Origin of the sequence: Pseudomonas sp. MWU349 (assembly GCF_017947325.1) — a bacterium.
Classification (GTDB): Bacteria; Pseudomonadota; Gammaproteobacteria; order Pseudomonadales; family Pseudomonadaceae; genus Aquipseudomonas; species Aquipseudomonas protegens.
This window is the reverse complement of record NZ_JAFEVP010000001.1, coordinates 612,060-631,218: the sequence shown is the minus strand read 5'-3', so window position 1 is coordinate 631,218 and position 19,159 is coordinate 612,060. Positions and strand designations below refer to the sequence as shown.

Genomic DNA, 19,159 nt, shown 5'->3' with positions numbered 1-19,159 from the left:
ACAGCAAGGTTGCGTGTGAAGCGAAGGGACGCTGGCGCCCCACCTGCGCTCACTCTTGTACCGGAATCTGCCGCAACGGCTTGACCGACTTGAAGGAAAAGCTCGAATAGATCTCCTTCACCGCCGGCAGGGTCTGCAACACTTCACGGGCGAATTCGCCGAAGGATTCCAGGTCCTTGGCCAGCACTTCGAGGAGAAAGTCGTAGCGCCCGGAGACGTTGTGGCAGGCGATGATTTCCGGGATCTCCAGCAGCCGCTGCTCGAAGGCCCGGGCGGTGTCCTGGGAGTGGGATTCCATCATCACGCTGACAAAGGCGGTGACCCCATAGCCCAGCGCCTTGGGCGAGAGGATCGCCTGGTAACCGGTAATCACCCCGCTCTCTTCGAGAATCTTCACCCGGCGCCAGCACGGCGAGGTGGTCAAGGCGACGCTGTCCGCCAGCTCGGCATTGGTCAGCCGGGCGTTGTCTTGCAGGGCGATCAGCAGGGCTTTGTCGATACGGTCCAGATCGAGGGGCATGTCTTACCTTTTTATCTTATTTTTATGGTTATTTATTCCAATTATTCGGTTTTAAAGGGCCGATATTGGAAATTATTGCGCCGGATTTGAGCATAGCATTAGAGCAAATCCGGGAGCGTTCACCATGAACAATAAAAACAGTGACCTTGGTTTTTCCACCCGTGCCATCCATCACGGCTACAACCCCCAGGAGCATCAGGGCGCGCTGATCCCGCCGATCTACCTGACCTCCACCTTCACCTTCGCCACCGCCGAATACGGCGCCGGCTGTTTTGCCGGTGAAGAACCCGGCTACTTCTACACCCGCATCGGCAACCCGACCCTGGCGTTGCTGGAAGCGCGCATGGCCGCCCTGGAAAACGGCGAGGCGGCCGTGGCGTTCGGCTCCGGCATGGGGGCGATTGCCGCGACCTTGTGGACCCTGCTGCGCCCGGGCGACGAGGTCATCGTCGGCCAGACTTTGTACGGCTGCACCTTTGCCCTGCTGCACCACGGCCTTGGCGAATTCGGCGTCAAGGTACGCCATGTCGACCTGACCGACCTGGGCGAGCTGCGGGCGGCCATCGGCCCGGCCACGCGGATGATCTATTTCGAAACCCCGGCCAACCCCAACATGCAACTGGTGGACATCGCCGCCGTGGCCCAGGTGGCCCGCCAGTATCCCGACCTGCTCGTGGCGGTGGACAACACCTACTGCACACCTTACCTGCAGCGCCCGCTGGAACTGGGCGCCGACCTGGTGCTGCACTCGGCCACCAAGTACCTCAGCGGCCATGGCGACATCACCGCCGGCATCGTGGTCACCCGCCAGGCCCTGGCCGAACGCATCCGCCTGCAGGGCCTGAAGGACCTGACCGGCGCGGTACTCTCGCCCCAGGACGCCTTTCTCCTGATGCGCGGCCTCAAGACCCTGGCCCTGCGCATGGATCGCCATTGCGCCAACGCCCAGGCCGTCGCCCAGTTCCTCCAGGACCACCCCGCCGTGGCCTGGGTCGCCTACCCGGGGCTGGCATCCTTTGCCCAACACGCCCTGGCCGCAAGACAGATGAAGCTGCCCGGCGGCATGATCGCCTTCGAACTCAAGGGCGGGCTGGCCAGCGGGCAACGCTTCATGAACGCCCTGGGGCTGTTCAGCCGCGCGGTCAGCCTGGGGGATGCCGAATCCCTGGCCCAGCACCCGGCGAGCATGACCCACTCCACCTACACCCAGGAGGAACGGGCCGAACATGGCATCGCCGAAGGCCTGGTACGGCTGTCGGTGGGGCTGGAAGACATCGCCGACTTGCTGGCCGACATCGCCCAGGCCCTGGACGCCAGCGCCGAACCCGCGCGCCCCACCCTGGAGGCCGTGGGCCGGATCGGCAAGGCCCTGCCTTGAGCAGGATCAGCACATCTGGCGGCAAAGCCGACTACAACACCCTGCCGGCGCCCGGGCGCCGGCAGCCCAGGCAACACCCGCAATACCCTTAGAACCGTAACCCACAGGAGTGGAACAACCCATGAGTCGTATCAATAACAAAGCCACCCAACTGCTCAGCGCCATGATCCTTGCCGGCCTGGCCTGCCATTCCCTGGCAGCCGACAGCATCCGGATCGGCATCGCCGGGGCCAAGACCGGCCCGGTGGCGCAATACGGTGACATGCAGTTCAGCGGCGCGCGCATGGCCATCGAGCAGATCAACGCCAAGGGTGGCGTCGACGGCAAGCAACTGGTGGCCGTGGAATACGACGATGCCTGCGACCCCAAGCAAGCGGTAGCCGTGGCCAACAAGGTGGTCAACGACGGCGTCAAGTTCGTGGTCGGACACCTGTGCTCCAGCTCCACCCAGCCCGCGTCGGACATCTACGAAGACGAAGGCATCGTGATGATCACCCCGGCCGCCACCAGCCCAGAGCTGACCGCCCGTGGCTACAAGATGGTGTTCCGCACCATCGGCCTGGACAACGCCCAGGGCCCGGCGGCGGCACGCTACATCGCCCAGCTCAAGCCGAGCAATGTGGCGGTGCTGCACGACAAGCAACAGTACGGCGAAGGCATTGCCAGCTCGGTCAAGGACATCCTCGGCAAGGAAGGCATCAAGGTGGCGATGTTCGAGGGCATCAACGTCGGCGAACGCGACTACTCCTCGATCCTGGCCAAGCTCAAGCAGGCCAATGTGGATTTCGTCTACTTCGGCGGCTACCACCCGGAAATGGGCCTGCTGTTGCGCCAGGCCAAGGAAAAGGGCCTGACCGCACGCTTCATGGGGCCTGAAGGCGTGGGCAACGACTCGATCTCGCAGATCGCCAAGGACGCTTCCGAAGGCATGCTGGTGACCCTGCCCAAGTCCTTCGACCAGGACCCGGCCAACAAGGCCCTGGTGGAAGCCTTCGAAGCCAAGAAGGAAAACCCCAGCGGCCCGTTCGTGCTGCCGTCCTACTCGGCCGTGGAAGTCATTGCCGGCGGCATCGCCGCGGCCAAGAGCGAAGACCCGGAAAAAGTCGCCGAGGCGATCCACAAGGGCACCTTCAAGACACCCACCGGCGACCTGAGCTTCGACGAGAAAGGCGACCTCAAGGACTTCAAGTTCGTGGTCTATGAATGGCACTACGGCAAGCCGAAAAGCGTAGCGGCGGAAAACGCCGGGCTGTAAGCCGGGCACCGGGTGCCGCCTGCCAGGGCAGCGGCGCCCTACCCGTTTCAGGTGCAAGGCCTGAAAGAAGCGCTCTAAAACGCTTGAACAACGCCCTTGAAGCCAGGCTTAAAACACTAATTCCCGAGTATTCCAGTTGGGAAAAACTTAAAGAACCGGTAACAACAAGGGCTGCTTCGGGTAACACTTCCCAACGCCTCTGCTTACATTCCAAAACCCTCCCCATGGAAGCGGCCCATGCTTCCCGCCCAGGAAGTTCGTTAGCCTGCTTTGTTTTCTTCTGAACTTTTCATCGCCGTCTCCCACTCAACTAGAGGTCGTGATGAAAGGGCCTGAAAAGCCCGAACTAGAGGACTTTCGCGAGCAGCGCAATAACCCCCGCCCACCCGCCGCAAGCTAGCATTCGATAGCCCCAAGCCCCGTATCCTTGGTGCCAACCCGCTAGGCATGAGGCTTACCGCACTGCACTTATGCAGCAACTAAAACGTTAAAGCACAAGGCTGTGACGCGCATTGAATGTTACCGACCAACATGAACTTATTGTTACCGTCCAAGTAAAAAAAGATGAGCAGCAACCCCACTAACACCGGGAAGTAGTTCCTCTTTTTTCATCACTAGAAATACTGTTTGCTAACTAAATTCGATTTTGTATATCGTGCGCAACATCAAATTGCCAGCTGCGGATAACACTTCTGCCAGGCATCTTTTCAAGGAGCGAAGAACATGGAACCCTTTCTCGGCGAGATTCGTTTGTTCCCTTGGGCCTGGGCCCCGCAAGGCTGGCTTTTGTGTCAGGGCCAGGTGCTGGCGGTAAACGACTACATGGCGCTGGCAACCCTGCTCGGCAACCGTTACGGCGGCGATGGCCGAACCACCTTCGGCCTGCCGGACCTGCGAGGCCGGGCGGCACTGGGGGAGAATCTCGATGCTTCGACCGCCCCTTTGCTGGATCTGCGGGAGCTGGCCAGCATGGACGGAACCGAGCTGGTCGCGCTGAATGCCAGCAACCTGGCAACCCACAACCATATCGCCAACGTCTCCACCGCGGCTGGTATCGCCGGGCCGGCGGGCAATATTCCCGCCATCAGTTCGAACTCCAAAGGCGCTGTCTCGAGACCCACCTATGTAGCCTTCGGCGACACAAGTCACGTGACGCTCAACATCACCACAGTGGTGAGCACCCCCGGCCTTCCGATGTCGAACATCCAGCCATCGATCGGCGGCAACTTCTGCATTGCCATCACTGGCACCTACCCACCTCGGTAAGCAACCGCCCACAGCCTAACGACTAAGGAAAGCAATATGTCTGATGCATACCTCGGAGAGATCCGTATGTTTGCCGGCAACTTCGCCCCCAAGGGCTGGGCCTTGTGCGATGGCGCCGTATTGCCGGTCAAGGGCAACGACGCCCTGTTCAGCTTGATCGGCAGTACCTATGGCGGCGATGGCCGGAACACCTTCAAGCTCCCGGACTACCGCGGCAGAACCCCTGTCGGCCAGGGCAGAGGACCGGGCTTGTCTAGCTGGCCCCTGGCCGGGACAGCGGGCGTCGAGCAGATCACTCTCACAGCAGAGAACACACCGCCGCATATTCATGCATTCCAGGTCAGTGCCAACGAGGCGGCATCCGCCCTGCCGGTTGCCATCACCCCACCGATCAATAGCCTGAGTTTCGGCAAGTTCAAGCAGTTAAGCCCGACAGACAGTGTCACCGGGCTTTACAGCAAGGGAACCAACAATTCCACAATGGTCAGCTTGAACCCGAATTTTCTCAGCCCGGCCCTGGGCGTGGCCAATAAAGCGGTCGCCCCCCACAGCAACATGATGGGGTCCCTGGTGATCAACTACATCATCTGCATGACGGGCCTCTACCCATCGAAGCCCTAGTCCCTATTTTTTCAGGAACGATCGAACATGGATGCTTTTACTGGTGAAATTCGGCTTTTTCCCTTCAACTTCGCCCCTGTGGACTGGGCCGTCTGCGACGGTCGACTGTTGCTCGTGAATGAGTATCAAGCGCTCTATTCAGTGATCGCCAACATTTATGGTGGCAGTAACGGGATCAACTTCAATCTGCCCGATCTCCGCGGCCGCGTCGCCATAGGTGAGGGTCAGGCCCCCACCCTGAGCATGCGCACCCTGGGCCAGAAACTGGGCGGCGATAAGACCATCTTGAAGCCGGAAAACTTCGCCCCACACACCCATCAGGTATTGGCCCAGGATGGTAGCGACAACGCCACGGCCCTGGACCTAGCCGATAACACGGCCTACCTGGCACAACCACGGGGGATTCGCTTGTACAACGCCAACGTGCAGGCCACTGGCGGGCCCACCCTGCACCCAAATACGGTGGCCCCTGCCGGGATGGACAGCGCCAAGGCCGAGTCGCAGCGTTATGCGATGCAACCCTTTCTGACGCTGCGCTATTGCATCTGCCTGAACGGCGAGTATCCACAAAGGTGGTGATAAGCCCAGCCTGCGCCCCCCTCCTGCAAGCGGTGCTGCCGGTCGGTGGCGCTCTGCGCCTGCAGAACACCAGCGACCTGGCCTTCCTGCGGGAGTTGTTCGTGTCTCGCCGCTGGGCCGAGGTCCGTGCCGTACCCGGCTGGAGCGACGCCCAGCGCCGGGCATTCCTGCACAGCCAGGCCGAGCTGCAACGCCAGCACTATGAGCGGCACTACCCGGGGGCACAGTGGCTGATCATCGAACAGGCCGGCGAAGCAATCGGCCGCCTGTGCCTGCATCGGCAAGCCTCTGACCTGCGCATCGTCGATATCGCCCTGCTGCCTCACTGCCAGGGCCTGGGCCTGGGCAGCGCATTGCTGCGGGAAATCCTGACCGAAGCCGATACCCAGGGCCACTCTTGCAGCCTGAGCGTCGAACTCGGCAGCCGAGCCCGGGGCTTGTACCAGCGCCTGGGGTTTCTGGCCGGTGACGAAAACGGCCTGTATGTGCAAATGCGGCGCCCGGCACGGCAATTGCCTCGGGAGGAGCTGGACACCCCCTGAAAACCTGGATGACGGCTGTGGGCAGGCCTCACGGAACGACGACCTGAGTTTACCCTTTGACCTTGACTCATTTAACGCTGGATGCAGCCGCGACAAAGCTGATCGCAAATGGTAGGAAGCCTTTATGAAAACATCGCGCAGTAGTTTCCACGGTTCGCTGGCACGTTCACTGGTCCTGCTTTTTCTGCTTTTGAGCCTGCCAACGGCCGCCATGGCGCTGCTGCCGCCCCCCGTGATCACAAGTCCGGGGACGGGCACCACGCTGCCATCGGTCACGGTGGGCCAGTCGATGAGTATCCCGATCCTTTCCAGCGGCGGCGAAATGCCCCTGGATAAGTGGTACCAGTGTGATATCGACGATCCAGACGATACGGCCCCCTGTCTGCCACCGGGGCTGATCCTCGATGCCTCGCCCAACAGTTCGTCCACCACGTTGCATGGTGCGCCGACCACCGCCGGCAACTACACCTTCAACATTTCCCTGAATGACGGCAGAAACCAGGCCGGTGTCGCCACCTATACCCTGATGGTCACCAGCCCCGCGGTGCCGACCCTGACCTCGGTCGCCCCCAACACTGGCAGCACCGCCGGCTCCACCGCCGTCACCCTCACCGGCAGCAATTTTACCGGCGCCACGGCGGTGGCCTTTGGCGGAGTGGCGGCCACGGGTTTCACCGTCAACAATGCCACCACCATCACCGCCACCACCCCGGCCCATGCCGCAGGCGCGGTCAACGTGGCGGTCACCACCCCGGGGGGTAGCGCGACCCTGACCAATAGCTATACCTACGCCGTGCCCGCCCCCACAGTCGGCCCGGTCAGCGCCACGGTAGCCGCCAACAGCAACGCCAACCCGATCACCCTGAGCCTCAGCGGTGGCGCCGCCACCAGCGTCGCCGTGGCCAGTGCCGCCAGCCATGGGACTGCCACCGCCAGCGGCACCAGCATCAGCTACACCCCCACCGCCGGTTTCTCCGGCAGCGACAGTTTCACCTATACCGCCACCAACGCCAGCGGCACTTCCAGCCCGGCCACGGTGACCATCACCGTCAGCGCCCCGACCATCAACCTGAGCCCCGGGTCCCTGAGCAACGGCACCGTCAATACCGCCTATAGCCAAACCGTCAGCGCTTCCGGCGGCACCCCGCCCTACAATTACGCCATCACCGGCGGCAGCCTGCCGGCCGGCCTGGTTCTGAACACCAGCACCGGCTTAATCAGCGGCACGCCGTTCGGCACTGGCACCTTCAACCTGACCGTCACCGCCACCGACGCCAACAACGCCACCGGCTCTCGTGCCTACAGCCTGGTGGTCAACAGCCTGGCAGCGCCCTTGGCCAGCAACGTCAGCACCACGGTCGCGGCCAACAGCAGCGCCAACACGATTCCCTTGAACATCACCGGCGGCGCCCCCGCCAGCGTCGCCGTAGCCAGTGCCGCCAGCCATGGCACCGCCACCGCCAGCGGCACCAGCATCACTTACACCCCGGCCGCCGGGTTCTCCGGCAGCGACAGTTTCACCTACACCGCCACCAACGCCAGCGGCACCTCCAGCCCGGCCACGGTGACCATCACGGTCGGCGCCCCGACCATCAACCTGAGCCCCGGCTCCCTGAGCAACGGCACCGTCAATACCGCCTATAGCCAAACCGTCAGCGCTTCCGGCGGCACCCCGCCCTACAACTACGCCATCACCACCGGCAGCCTGCCGGCCGGCCTGGCCCTGAACACCAACAGCGGCATGATCAGCGGCACGCCGAGCGCCAGCGGCACCTTCAACCTGACCGTCACCGCCACCGACGCCAACAGCGCCACCGGCTCCCAGGCCTATTCCATCAGCATCCTTAACCAGGCACCGGTGGCAGGCGCGGTCAGTGCCACCGTCGCCGCCAACAGCGGCGCCAACCCGATCACCCTGAGCCTGAGCGGCGGTGCTCCCGCCAGCGTCGCCGTAGCCAGTGCCGCCAGCCATGGCACCGCCACCGCCAGCGGCACCAGCATCACTTATACCCCGGCCGCCGGGTTCTCCGGCAGCGACAGCTTCACCTACACCGCCACCAACGCCAGCGGCACTTCCAGCCCGGCCACGGTAAGCATTACCGTCAGTGCCCCGAACATCACCCTGAGCCCCGGTTCCCTGAGCAACGGCACTGCCGGCACGGCCTATAGCGCAACCCTCAGCGCCACCGGCGGCACTGTGCCCTACCGCTACAGCATCACGTCCGGCAGCCTGCCGACCGGCCTCAGCCTGAACACCGGTACCGGTGCGATCAGCGGCACGCCGAGCGCCAGCGGCACCTTCAACCTGACCATCACCGCCACCGACGCCAACAGCGCCACCGGTTCCCAGGCCTACTCGATCACCATCAATATTCAGCCGCCGATTGCCGGCGCCGTCAGCGCCACGGTCGCGGCCAACAGCAGCGCCAACCCGATCACCCTCAACATCAGCGGTGGCGCCGCCACCAGCGTCGCCGTGGCTAGCGCAGCCAGCCATGGCACCGCCACCGCCAGCGGCACCAGCATCACCTACACCCCGACCGCCGGTTTCTCCGGCACCGACAGTTTCACCTATACCGCCACCAACGCCGGCGGCACCTCCAGCCCGGCCACGGTGACCATCACCGTCAGCGCCCCCACCCTGGTACTGACTCCGGCATCCCTGGGTGCCGGTACGGCGGGCAGCGCCTACAGCGCCACCCTCAGCACCAGCGGCGGCAGCGCGCCCTACAGCTACAGCATCAGCAGCGGCAGCCTGCCGGCGGGCCTGAGCCTGAACCCCGCCAGCGGCCTGATCAGCGGTACGCCGACTACCAGCGGCACCAGCAACCTGGTCATCACCGCCACCGATGCCAACGGTGCCACGGGCTCACAGGCCTATTCGATCACCATCGCTGCCGTGGTGATCACCGTGCCGGCCTCCAGCCAGACCCTCGCGCCGGGCCAGTCGGCCACCGTCGACCTGACCCAGGGCGCTACCGGCGGCCCGTTCACCCACGCCACCCTGGGCACGGTGACACCGGCCTCGGCCGGCCGGGCGATGATGATGGGCCCCTTCTCGATGCGCTTTGTGCCATCGGCGGCCTTCGCCGGTACGGCGGTGGTCAGCTTCAGCCTGCACAACCTCAGTGGCTCCAGTGCCTCCAGCACCATGAGTTTCATCATCCAAAGCCGCCCGGACCCGACCAGGGACGCCGAGGTCATCGGCCTGCTCAACGCCCAGACCCGCGCCGCGGAACGCTTTGCCAGCACCCAGATGGACAACTTCAACCAGCGTATGGAGCAGCTGCACCAGATGCGCTGCGACCGCAATTCGTTCAACGCCAGTTTGCGCAAGGACGGCAGCAACGTACCGCTGGGCGAGGTCGCCAAGGTGATCAAGGAACAACTGGGAGATTCGGCCAACCAGACCGAGCAGGAAAAACGCGAGGCCGCCGCTGCTGCGCAGGACAACTGCAAGCAGGATGACCTGGCGTTCTGGAGCGATGGTTTCGTCAACACCGGCTCGACCCACGCCCGCGGCGCCCGGGGCAACAGCTTCACCACCCTGGGCCTGAGCGCCGGCGTCGACTATCGGCTGTCGCCCACACTGATCGCCGGGGTCGGGATCGGCTACGGCAACGACCGCAGCGAGATCGGCAGCAACAAGACCCGCAGCGATGCGGACGCCATCGGCATCGCCACCTACCTGAGCCTGAACCTGGCGCCCCAGGTGTTTGTCGACGGTCTGCTGGGCTACAACCGCATCAGCTTCGACTCGCGTCGCTATATCACGGGCAGCAACGACGACTACGCCCGTGGCTCGCGCGATGCCGACCAGGTGTTCGCCTCGCTGACCGCCAGCTACGAGTACCGCCAGGGGCCATTGTCGCTGACCCCCTACAGCCGCTTGAACGCCAGCGCCACACGCCTGGACGCCTTCAGTGAAAAAGGCGGAGGCATCTACGGGCTTTCCTATGACGAACAAAACCAGCAGAACTTCACCTCCTACCTGGGCTTGCGCACCGGTTACGACCTGATGACCCGGGTCGGCGTGGTTACCCCCAAGGTTGGCCTGGCCTGGGGTCACAACTTCAGTAGCAGCAGCGACTACAAGATGCGCTACACCGACCAGGGCGATGAAGGCCTTCTCTACCGGCTCAAGCCCGATGCCCTGGACCGCGACTTCGCCAGCCTGGACATGGGTGTTGACTTCAACCTCGGGCGTGCCTGGCAAATGGGCTTCTCCTATAAGACCGCGCTGGGTTCGGATGAACGCAACGACAGCCTGCGCATCGGTTTGAACGGGAAGTTCTAGAGGCTGACCACAGGCTAACGCCCCATCACCGGGGCACGCAGAAGGAAATGCTTCCCCTGCCGAGTGACAGGCAAAAAAAACCGCCGCAGCCAGGCTGCGGCGGGTGATGCCACTCAAGGGGGGCGGGTCTGAGTCGCGCTTAGCTCTTCGGCAGAGTGCCCGCCTCGATTTCCCCGGCGGTGCGTTCCACTGCGCGGCGGGTCTTGTCCACCAGCTCGTCAATGTCGCCACGGCTGGCCACCAGGGCCGGAGCCATGATCATCCGCCCGAGGGTCGAGCGAATGATCACCCCCTCTTCGAAACCCAGGGTGCGGCAGCGCCAGGCGATGTCGTTCTCGTTGGCGAAACGCTTGCGGCTGGCCTTGTCCTCGGCGAACTGCAACGCCGCCACCAGCCCGGTGCCCTGGATCTCGCCGATCAGCGGGTGGTTGCCGAACACTTCCCGCAGGCACTGCTGCAGGTAGGGGCCGGTGTCGTTCTTGACCTGGCTCACCACCCCTTCATCGCGCAGGGCCTTGAGGTTGGCGATGGCCACCGCCGCTGCCACCGGGTGCCCGGAATAGGTCAGGCCGTGGGCGAACACCCCACCCTGCTCCACCAGTACCTGGGCAATGCGCTTGCTCAGCACCAGCCCGCCCATGGGGATGTAGCCGGAGGTCAGGCCCTTGGCGATGGACAGGGTGTCGGGCTCGAAACCGAAATGCTGGTGGGCAAACCATTCGCCGGTGCGGCCGAAACCACCGATCACTTCGTCGGCGCACAGCAGCACGTCGTACTGGCGGCAGATGCGCTGGATTTGTGGCCAGTAGCTTTCCGGCGGGAAGATCATGCCGCCCGCGCCCTGGAACGGCTCGGCGATGAAACCGGCGACGTTCTCGGCCCCCAGTTCGAGGATCTTCTCCTCCAGCTGGCGGGCGCAGCGCAGGCCGAACTCGGCGGGTGTCAGGTTGCCTTCGTGGGCGAACCAGTAGGGTTCGTCGATGTGCGCCACGTCCGGGATCAACCCGCCCATGTCATGCATGAACTTCATTCCGCCCAGGGCCGTGGCCGCCAGGGTCGAGCCGTGGTAACCGTTCCAGCGGCCGATCATCACCTTCTTCTGCGGCTGGCCGAGGATCTGCCAGTAGCGGCGCACGCTGCGGATCAGCACCTCGTTGGCCTCGGAACCGGAGTTGGTGTAGATGGCGTGGCTGTAGTGCCCGGGCAGCAGGCTGAACAGCAACTCGGACAGCTCCACCACCGCCGGGTGGGTGGTGTGGAAGAACATGTTGTAGTACGGCAATTGCTCCAGCTGGGCGCTGGCGGCAGCAGCCAGGTCCTTGCGGCCATAGCCCAGGTTGGTGCACCACAGGCCGGACATGCCGTCCAGGTAGCGCTTGCCGTCGTTGTCCCACAGGTGCAGGCCCTCACCGCGGACGATCACCCGCGGGCCCTCGGCGTTCAGCGCCTTCTGGTCGAGGAAGGCATGGATATGGTGCGCGGCGTCGGCGGCCTGGTAGTCCTGGGTGCTGCGGGGCGCGGCCGGCTGCGGCTGTTGGTTGGAGGTGCTCATGGTCATTCTCCTGCACGGTAGGCGGGTTCAAGGGAAGGTTGGGTTGCCAGGGTCGGTTCGCCGGGCAGCAGCGGTTCGGGGACGAACAGCGGCTTGCGCATCACCAGCTTGATCCAGACCACGGCGATCAGCGAAATCACCCCCAGCACCACGCCGGCACTGCCGAAGATCCGCGCGGTCATCTCGGGGGATGGGGAAACGTGGTAGATCGCAAACAGCATGCCGACGATACCCAGCACCTGGGGCCAGGGGTAGAACGGCGAGCGGAACGGCCGTGGCGCATCAGGGTAGCGGCGGCGCAGGGCGATCACGTCGATGTGCACGACGATATAGGCCAGCAGCCACGCCAGGGCGGCGGCCAACAGCAGCAGGCTGATGGAATCCGGGTCCTGGCCCAGCAGCAGGATCGGCAGCCCGGTCAGCGCCGCCACGAACAGCACCGCCACCCAGGGCGTACGGCCACGGGGGCTCAAGCGCTTGAACTGGGGAAAAGCCTGGCCGTTCTGGGCCATGCCGTAGAGCATCCGCGGCAGCGCCGCCAGGGACGAGTTGACCGTGCTGCAGGTGGCAGTGATCACCGCCCCCACCAGGAACAGCTTGCCGGCCTCGCCGAACACCGTGGTGGCGAACAGGAAATGCGGCAGCGGATCACTGGCCAGTTGCGCCCGCGGCACACAGAGCAAGGCACCCAGGCAATAGAGGGTAATCACCAGGAAGATCACGCTCAGGCCGATGATCATCGAACGCGGGATATTGCGTTCCGGGTTGCGGGTTTCCTCCACCAGCGGGCAGACGAACTCGGCACCGACAAAGCCCCAGATGGCCATGGCCGCCAGGGCCAGGGCGCCGACTTGCAGGGGGTTCCACCCCTGGTCCAGGGGCAGTTGCAGGTCGGCCTGGGCACTGCTCACGGCGCCCAGGCCCAGGGTCAGCAGGATCACCACCATCACCACTGCCAGCACCGTCTGCAGCTTGGCGAAGACGTCGATGCCCAACAGGTTGAGCAAGGTAAACACCCCGAGCACCGAGCAGGCCACCAGCATCGGCGGCAACGCGCCGGGGTAGACCTTGCCGATGATCAGGTCCAGGAGCAGCAGTTCTGCGGACAGGGCGAACATCGCCACCACCATGTAGCCGGAGAAGGTCGCGAGGATCGCCGGAAAATGCCCGATAGCCACCTCGGTGTAGCTGCTCAGGCTGCCGGCCCGGGGCACCATCAGCGCCAGTTCGGAAAACGACAGGGCATAGGTCAGGGCCAGCAGGTAGGCCAGCAGCAGCGGGATGAAGAAGCCCAACCCGGCCATCCCCGCCCCTTGCAGCATCAGCACCATCACCCCCTGGGACACCACCAGGCCGACAGCCACCGAGACCAGTGAACCCAGGCCCAGGACCCGGCGCAGGCCGCCCTTGCTGGTGGGGCTCAAGGCCCCCGTGGAGAGATTTGCAGTCATGGCACGCACTCCGTTCTTATTGTTGTTGTGGGCCTGCCGCCGGGGCGGCAGGTACAGCGGCGCCAGCACGGCGCCGCAAAGGGTTCACCGCGCTCAGCGCAGCTGGAACCAGGTGGTTTTCAGTTGGGTGTACTTGTCGAAGGCATGCAGCGACAGGTCGCGGCCGAACCCCGACTGCCGGCCACCGCCAAACGGCACAGTGACGTCCAGCGCATCCACGGTATTGACCGACACCGTGCCGGCCCGCAAGCGCCCGGCAACCCGGTGGGCGCGGTTGAGGTCGTCGCTCCACAGCGAGGCGGCCAGGCCGTAGACGCTGTCGTTGGCCAGCGCAATGGCCTGCTCTTCGTCATCGAACGGCGTCACCGCCAGCACCGGGCCGAACACTTCTTCCCGGGCGATGGCCATGGCCGGGCCCACGCCGGTGAGGATGGTCGGCTCGATGTAGTTGTCGCTGCCATCGATGCTCAGTTGCCGGCCACCACAGGCCAGTTGCGCACCCTGCTCCCGGGCCACCGCGATATGCCCCATGACGCTAGCGGTCTGGCGCGCGTCGACCATGGCCCCGGCACGGCTGGCCGGGTCCAGCGGGTTGCCCGGCCGCCAGTCCCCGGCCTTGGCCTTGAGGCGCTCCACAAACTGTTCATGGATGCTGCGCTGCACCAGCAGCCGCGAGTTGGCGGAACACACCTCGCCCTGGTTGAAGAAGATGCCGAAGGCGGCCTTCTCTGCGGCCAGGTCCAGGTCCTGGCAATCGTCGAACACCAGGTTCGGGCTCTTGCCACCGCATTCGAGCCAGACCTGCTTGAGGTTGGACTGCGCCGAATACTGCATGAAGCACTTGCCCACCTCGGTGGAGCCGGTGAACACCAGGCAATCCACGTCCGGGTGCAGGCCCAGGGCCCGTCCGGCTTCGCTGCCCAGGCCCGGCACCACGTTGAGCACGCCTTCCGGCAAACCGGCCTCCAGGGCCAGCTCGGCCAGGCGCAGCGCCGAGAACGGCGACTGCTCGGCGGGCTTGAGCACCACCGAGTTGCCCACCGCCAGGGCCGGCGCCAGCTTCCAGGCGGCCATGTCCAGGGGGAAGTTCCAGGGCACCACCGCGCCGATCACCCCCAGGGGCACGCGGCTGATGCTGGCGTGGCTGTTGCGGGCGCCGGGGGCCACCTGATCGTAGAGCTTGTCGATGCTTTCGGCATACCAGGCGAAGACATTGGCCGCGCCGGGCACGTCGATGTTCCAGGCGTCCATCACCGGCTTGCCCATGTTCAGGCTGTCCAGCAGGGCCAGTTCCTCGCGGTGGGCCAGCATCAGTTCGGCCAGGCGCAGCAGGACCTTCTTACGCTCCACCGGGGCCATCCGCGCCCAGGGCCCATGCTCGAAGGCCCGGCGCGCGGCGGCCACCGCCAGGTCCACTTCGGCTGCACCACAGGCGCTGACCCGGGCCAGCACCTGGCGGGTGGCGGGGTTGATGGCATCGAAGGTGGCGCCGGATTCGGCGGACAACCGCTGGCCGCCGATCAGTGCCTGGTCAATGAATGTTTGTCGGGCAGCCCGCTGCTGCCAGTAACCGAGATCGAACACGCTGCATTCCCTCGTCGGCCGTTGCGACGGCCTGCTTGTTATTGGGTCCAGAGCGATGGTGCGTCACAGCGGGCCCGAGGAAAAATACTAAAAATATGCTCCAGTCCCATGAAAAAACTCTGCAACCAGACGGCCTGGCGCCCCACGCAAAACGCCGCCATCCGGAGGTCCGGATGGCGGCGAATGGGCACTGTCCCGTGGCTAGGGCGCCTGGGTGGAGCGCATCCGGTTCAGGCCGGGTGCTCCAGCCAGTCGCCCAGGCGCAGCAACAGGGCGTCGCAGGCGTGCAGTTGCTCAAGGCTGATGAACTCGTCGGGCTTGTGGCCCTGGTCCATGCTGCCCGGGCCGCAGACCACCGTGGGAATCCCGGCCTGATGGAACAGCCCGCCCTCGGTGCCGAAGGCCACGGTGCCGAACTCCCGCGAGCCGCTGAGCAGCGCCAGCAGTTCGGCGGCCTCGCTGTCGGCAGCGGTGGCCAGCCCCGGGTAGGCACTCAGAGGTTGCAGGGCGATCCCGGTGTCGGCCTGCACCGCCTGCATCTGCGGCAGCAGTTGGTCCCGGGCATAGCCTTGCAACTGGTCCACCACCGCCTGGGCGTCATAGCCCGGCAGGGTGCGCACCTCGAAATCGAACTGGCACTCGGCCGGCACAATGTTCAGGGCGCGGCCGCCCTGGATGGTGCCGGCCTGCACCGTGGAGAACGGCGGATCGAAACGTGGGTCGTGGTGCTCGGGTTGCGCCAAGCGGCTGCCGATCTCCCCCAGCTTGCCGATCAGCCGCGCCGCGTACTCGATGGCATTGACCCCATAGGGCGCATAGGCGGAATGGCAGGCCGCACCGCGCACCTGGCAACGCATGGCCAGCTTGCCCTTGTGGCCGAGCACCGGGCGCAGCTCGGTGGGCTCGCCGATCAGGCACAGCAGCGGTTTGTGCGGCCGCTGCTGCATTCGTTCAAGCATCGGCCGCACCCCCAGGCACCCCACCTCCTCGTCATAGGAAAAGGCCAGGTGCACCGGCAGCCGCAAGCGGCGCCGGGTCAGGCCCGGCACCGCAGCCAGCACCGAGGCGATAAAGCCTTTCATGTCGGCAGTACCGCGGCCGTACAGGCGCCCTTCGCGCTCGCTGAGGACAAAGGGCTCGACGCTCCAGGCCTGGCCGTCCACCGGCACCACGTCGGTGTGCCCGGACAGCACCACACCGCCACGATCCTCGGGGCCGATGCTGGCAAACAGGTTGGCCTTGGTCCGCTCCGGGTTGTAGATCAGCTCGCTGTGCACGCCATGGCTGGCCAGGTAATCGCGGATGAAGCCGATCAGCTCCAGGTTGGAGTCGCGGCTGACCGTGGCAAAGCCCACCAGCCGCGCCAACAACTCGCGGCTCGATTGTTCACTCATTGCCCGGCACTCCGTAGCTGGGCGCCGCCGTCGGGTCCAGGGCGCGGGTCAGGTAGTCCTGCATCTGCGGCCGGTAGGCCCGCCACAGGCCGACGAGCTGGCCGATGGGGTCGGCGTCGGCCCAATCCACCCGCAAGTCGACGATGGGCCAGGTCAGGTCGTCCACCACGCTCAGCGCCGCCGAATGCACCGGCCCGGCCTCGCCCCCCGCCGCCATCGCTGCCTGCATCGCCGCCAGCAGGCGCTCCACCAGCATGCCCGGGGTGTTTTCAAACGCCTGGACCATGGCCTCGATCACCTGCGGGCCTGCCAGCAGGTTGCCGGCCGCCACGCACTGCTCCCCCGCCACCGCGTTGTGCTGGCCCAGGGCTTCCTGGCCGCTGAACAACGCGGTGCGGCCCTGGCTGTCGATCACCGTGACCTGGCGATACTGGCTCCAGCCGTTGCTGCCCAGGGCCCGGTCCAGGGCGCTGGCCGGGTCTAGCTTCTGCCCCTCCAGCAGGTCGAGGATCTGCGGGCCCAGGGCCGGCAAGGTGACGTTCTGGGTCGCCACCGCGCCCACTCCGGCCCGCACCCAGGGGCAGCGCGCGCCCACGGCGATGCTGGAAGAACTGATGGCGATGCCCAGCTGGCCGGTTTCGGCGCAGCGTCCAACGATGGAAAAAGTCATGCAAACTCCCTGGCCCACAGGGCCTTGTGGCAAGCGCGGCACAAGGCCGCCGGAACCTTCGGCAACCCCCTCACTCGGGGATCACCGCGATCACGTCGATCTCCATCAGCCACTGCGGCTGGCCGAGGGCCGAGACCACCAGCCCGGTGGAGATCGGGAACACCCCCTTGAGCCACTTGCCCACCTCCTGGTACACCGGTTCGCGGTAGCGCGGGTCGGTGAGGTAAGTGGTGGTCTTGACGATGTGGCTCAGATCGCTGCCGGCCTCTTCCAGCAGTTGCTTGACGTTTTTCATCGCCTGCTCGGCCTGGGCCCGGGGGTCGCCGAGGCCGATCAGCCGGCCGTCGAAATCGGTGCCGACCTGGCCGCGCACATACACCGTGTTGCCGGCGCGCACGGCCTGGCACAGGTCGTTGTCCAGGGACTGGTTGGGGTAGGTGTCCTTGGTGTTGAACATGCGAATGCGAGTATGAGTAGGCATCAGTGGGCTCCCACGGGGCTGAGGTTGAGGGCCGGCGCTTCGGCGGGGGCCGCCGGATGCCGGGCATCGCTATAGGCCTGGTACTTGCGCTGGGTGGCGATGTGGTCGCCGATGTGCTTGGCGTCGTGCCACACCCCCCAGATAAACGACGAGCCGCGGCGCGACAGCCAGGGCAGGCCGAGGAAGTAGACCCCCGGCTCGCGGGACACCCCGCGCTGGTGCAGGGGCTTGCCCTGCTCGCTGAAGGTGTCGACCTGCAGCCAGGAAAAGTCCACGGCGTAGCCGGTGGCCCAGATGATCGAGGTGACGCCGGCCTGTTGCAGGTCGAGTTCGAGGATCGGCTGCTTGACGCAGTCCGGGTCCGGCAGGCGCCGGCGGGCTTCGGGCTCCAGGGGCAGGTCGAGGCCGTTGCGGGCAATGTAGGCATCCGCCGCGTCCAGCAACGCCAGGTAGTTCTCGTCGCCCCGGGCCAGGTTGTCCACCAGGTCGGCCTGGAAGGTCACGTGCTCGCCGGCAAAGGCCTTGGTCAGCCCCACCAGGGTGATGCCCTGGTGCGCCAGGGCGCGGAAGTCGATGGTCTGGCCGCCCCGGGCGCCGCTGACAGCAATGGTCACGTGCTCGCGCCCCGGCTTGGCGATCTCGGCGTCCCACTCTCCCAGCACCCCGAGCCACCAGCAGAAATCCCGGTTGCGATAGGAGCGCGGTGGCCGGTCATGGGCCCCTACCGACAGGTAGACCCGGCGCCCCGCGCGCTGCAGCTCATCGGCGATCTGCACCCCGGACGACCCCGCGCCCACCACCAGCACCGCGCCCTCGGGCAGTTGCTGCGGGTTGCGGTACTCGGCGGAGTGGATCTGCGCCAGCCGGTCATTGGCCGGGGCAATCGGCGGGATCACCGGGCGCTGGAACGGCCCGGTGGCGGCCACCACTCGAAGGGCCTGGATCAGCCCTTCGGAGGTTTCCACGGTGAAGCCCGGGCGGCCGACATTGCGCAGTACCTTGCGCACTTCCACGCCGGTGCGGATCGGCGCATTGAACTTGCGCGCATAGGCTTCGAAATAGTCCGCCACCTGGTCCTTGGCCGGGAAGGCATCGGCGGCGACATCGAATTCCATCCCGGGAAAGCGGTCGTGCCAGGCCGGCCCGTTGGCCACCAGGGAATCCCAGCGCCCGGTGCGCCAGGCCTCGGCTACCCGGCTGCGCTCCAGCACCAGATGCGGCACCCCGAGCTTGCTCAGGTGCTCGCTCATGGCCACGCCGGCCTGGCCTGCGCCCACCACCAGGGTGTCCACTTGTATAGGTTGTTCTACGGTCATGTCTGTGTCCTTCTGCGAGACGAATGGCGCCGGCCGGAAGGCTGGGCGCACGCTGTTCAGAACCCGGGGGTAAGTCGGATGCCACAGATGGTGCGACAGACGCCTGCGAAGGAAAAATATTAAAAATGTGCTCGCTGGATAACAAAAAGCGAGGCAGCGCGTGAGCCCGCGAAACCACGGCTGCCGCGGCCTGCCGCAGGTTGTCGGGGCAATGACGGGGCGCTGGAGCAGGCCATGAAATAGCCCACCGATG

At 65.4% G+C, this 19,159-nt stretch carries 15 protein-coding genes; 7 read left to right on the top strand and 8 right to left on the bottom strand.

The genetic code is table 11. The features are described 5' to 3' along the window. Positions 1-49: 49 nt before the first annotated feature. Positions 50-520 (bottom strand): Lrp/AsnC family transcriptional regulator, encoded by a 471-nt coding sequence (locus KCG88_RS02730; RefSeq protein ID WP_011061793.1) that lies wholly within the window; start codon positions 518-520, stop codon positions 50-52. A gap of 124 nt (positions 521-644) precedes the next feature. Here KCG88_RS02730 and KCG88_RS02725 point away from each other — a divergent pair, with 124 nt between their 5' ends. The 7 genes from KCG88_RS02725 to KCG88_RS02695 all read left to right on the top strand — a co-directional run bounded on the left by KCG88_RS02725 (position 645) and on the right by KCG88_RS02695 (position 10,458). Next, entirely contained in the window at positions 645-1,898 is a 1,254-nt protein-coding gene (locus KCG88_RS02725) for a methionine gamma-lyase (protein ID WP_210711685.1), read from the top strand. 121 nt (positions 1,899-2,019) lie between these two features. Continuing rightward, positions 2,020-3,153, top strand: a complete 1,134-nt coding sequence (locus tag KCG88_RS02720; RefSeq protein ID WP_047287425.1) for a branched-chain amino acid ABC transporter substrate-binding protein — start codon at positions 2,020-2,022, stop codon at positions 3,151-3,153. Positions 3,154-3,876: 723 nt separating this feature from the next. Next, the gene (locus KCG88_RS02715; RefSeq protein ID WP_047337105.1) at positions 3,877-4,419 is read left to right on the top strand and encodes a tail fiber protein; all 543 of its coding nucleotides are present in this window, start codon (positions 3,877-3,879) and stop codon (positions 4,417-4,419) included. A 36-nt stretch (positions 4,420-4,455) separates the two neighbouring features. Next, positions 4,456-5,040 carry a tail fiber protein gene (locus tag KCG88_RS02710; protein ID WP_047287428.1) on the top strand — a complete coding sequence of 195 codons (585 nt, stop codon included), beginning with the start codon at positions 4,456-4,458 and terminating at the stop codon, positions 5,038-5,040. Positions 5,041-5,067: 27 nt separating this feature from the next. Continuing rightward, positions 5,068-5,619, top strand: coding sequence for a tail fiber protein (locus tag KCG88_RS02705; RefSeq protein WP_047287431.1), 552 nt, complete (start codon positions 5,068-5,070; stop codon positions 5,617-5,619). After that, a complete protein-coding gene (locus KCG88_RS02700) occupies positions 5,613-6,161 on the top strand; it encodes a GNAT family N-acetyltransferase (RefSeq protein ID WP_348984521.1) in 549 nt (182 codons plus the stop codon). Before KCG88_RS02705 ends, KCG88_RS02700 begins: the two co-directional genes overlap by 7 nt. A gap of 289 nt (positions 6,162-6,450) precedes the next feature. After that, positions 6,451-10,458, top strand: coding sequence for a putative Ig domain-containing protein (locus KCG88_RS02695; RefSeq protein WP_246882538.1), 4,008 nt, complete (start codon positions 6,451-6,453; stop codon positions 10,456-10,458). Between the two features lie 139 nt (positions 10,459-10,597). Here KCG88_RS02695 and KCG88_RS02690 read toward each other — a convergent pair whose 3' ends face one another. The 7 genes from KCG88_RS02690 to KCG88_RS02660 form a co-directional block, all read right to left on the bottom strand. Next, complete coding sequence (locus KCG88_RS02690) at positions 10,598-12,010, bottom strand: aspartate aminotransferase family protein (RefSeq protein ID WP_210711683.1); 1,413 nt, start codon at positions 12,008-12,010, stop codon at positions 10,598-10,600. A gap of 2 nt (positions 12,011-12,012) precedes the next feature. Continuing rightward, the gene (locus tag KCG88_RS02685) at positions 12,013-13,461 is read right to left on the bottom strand and encodes an APC family permease (protein WP_047287502.1); all 1,449 of its coding nucleotides are present in this window, start codon (positions 13,459-13,461) and stop codon (positions 12,013-12,015) included. Positions 13,462-13,554: 93 nt separating this feature from the next. After that, a complete protein-coding gene (locus KCG88_RS02680) occupies positions 13,555-15,045 on the bottom strand; it encodes an aldehyde dehydrogenase (protein WP_210711682.1) in 1,491 nt (496 codons plus the stop codon). 230 nt (positions 15,046-15,275) lie between these two features. Beyond that, on the bottom strand, positions 15,276-16,439 hold the full coding sequence (gene argE, locus KCG88_RS02675) for an acetylornithine deacetylase (protein ID WP_210711681.1): 1,164 nt from the start codon (positions 16,437-16,439) through the stop codon (positions 15,276-15,278). Next, a complete protein-coding gene (locus KCG88_RS02670; RefSeq protein ID WP_047287441.1) occupies positions 16,432-17,109 on the bottom strand; it encodes a DUF1028 domain-containing protein in 678 nt (225 codons plus the stop codon). Before KCG88_RS02670 ends, argE begins: the two co-directional genes overlap by 8 nt. Before the next feature lie 70 nt (positions 17,110-17,179). Continuing rightward, on the bottom strand, positions 17,180-17,590 hold the full coding sequence (locus KCG88_RS02665) for a RidA family protein (RefSeq protein ID WP_047287443.1): 411 nt from the start codon (positions 17,588-17,590) through the stop codon (positions 17,180-17,182). Next, positions 17,590-18,906: an NAD(P)/FAD-dependent oxidoreductase gene (locus tag KCG88_RS02660; RefSeq protein WP_210711680.1), complete on the bottom strand. Its 1,317-nt coding sequence runs from the start codon at positions 18,904-18,906 to the stop codon at positions 17,590-17,592. The genes KCG88_RS02665 and KCG88_RS02660 overlap by 1 nt, the downstream gene beginning before the upstream one ends. Between the last annotated feature and the right edge of the window lie 253 nt (positions 18,907-19,159).

Excerpts from the sequence above, each read along its gene's own strand:
- KCG88_RS02730 (WP_011061793.1), bottom strand. The coding sequence starts at position 520 with ATGCCCCTCGATCTGGACCGTATCGACAAAGCCCTGCTGATCGCCCTG.
- KCG88_RS02725 (WP_210711685.1), top strand. The coding sequence starts at position 645 with ATGAACAATAAAAACAGTGACCTTGGTTTTTCCACCCGTGCCATCCAT.
- KCG88_RS02720 (WP_047287425.1), top strand. The coding sequence starts at position 2,020 with ATGAGTCGTATCAATAACAAAGCCACCCAACTGCTCAGCGCCATGATC.
- KCG88_RS02715 (WP_047337105.1), top strand. The coding sequence starts at position 3,877 with ATGGAACCCTTTCTCGGCGAGATTCGTTTGTTCCCTTGGGCCTGGGCC.
- KCG88_RS02710 (WP_047287428.1), top strand. The coding sequence starts at position 4,456 with ATGTCTGATGCATACCTCGGAGAGATCCGTATGTTTGCCGGCAACTTC.
- KCG88_RS02705 (WP_047287431.1), top strand. The coding sequence starts at position 5,068 with ATGGATGCTTTTACTGGTGAAATTCGGCTTTTTCCCTTCAACTTCGCC.
- KCG88_RS02695 (WP_246882538.1), top strand. The coding sequence starts at position 6,451 with ATGAGTATCCCGATCCTTTCCAGCGGCGGCGAAATGCCCCTGGATAAG.
- KCG88_RS02690 (WP_210711683.1), bottom strand. The coding sequence starts at position 12,010 with ATGAGCACCTCCAACCAACAGCCGCAGCCGGCCGCGCCCCGCAGCACC.
- KCG88_RS02685 (WP_047287502.1), bottom strand. The coding sequence starts at position 13,461 with ATGACTGCAAATCTCTCCACGGGGGCCTTGAGCCCCACCAGCAAGGGC.
- argE (WP_210711681.1), bottom strand. The coding sequence starts at position 16,439 with ATGAGTGAACAATCGAGCCGCGAGTTGTTGGCGCGGCTGGTGGGCTTT.
- KCG88_RS02670 (WP_047287441.1), bottom strand. The coding sequence starts at position 17,109 with ATGACTTTTTCCATCGTTGGACGCTGCGCCGAAACCGGCCAGCTGGGC.
- KCG88_RS02665 (WP_047287443.1), bottom strand. The coding sequence starts at position 17,590 with ATGCCTACTCATACTCGCATTCGCATGTTCAACACCAAGGACACCTAC.
- KCG88_RS02660 (WP_210711680.1), bottom strand. The coding sequence starts at position 18,906 with ATGACCGTAGAACAACCTATACAAGTGGACACCCTGGTGGTGGGCGCA.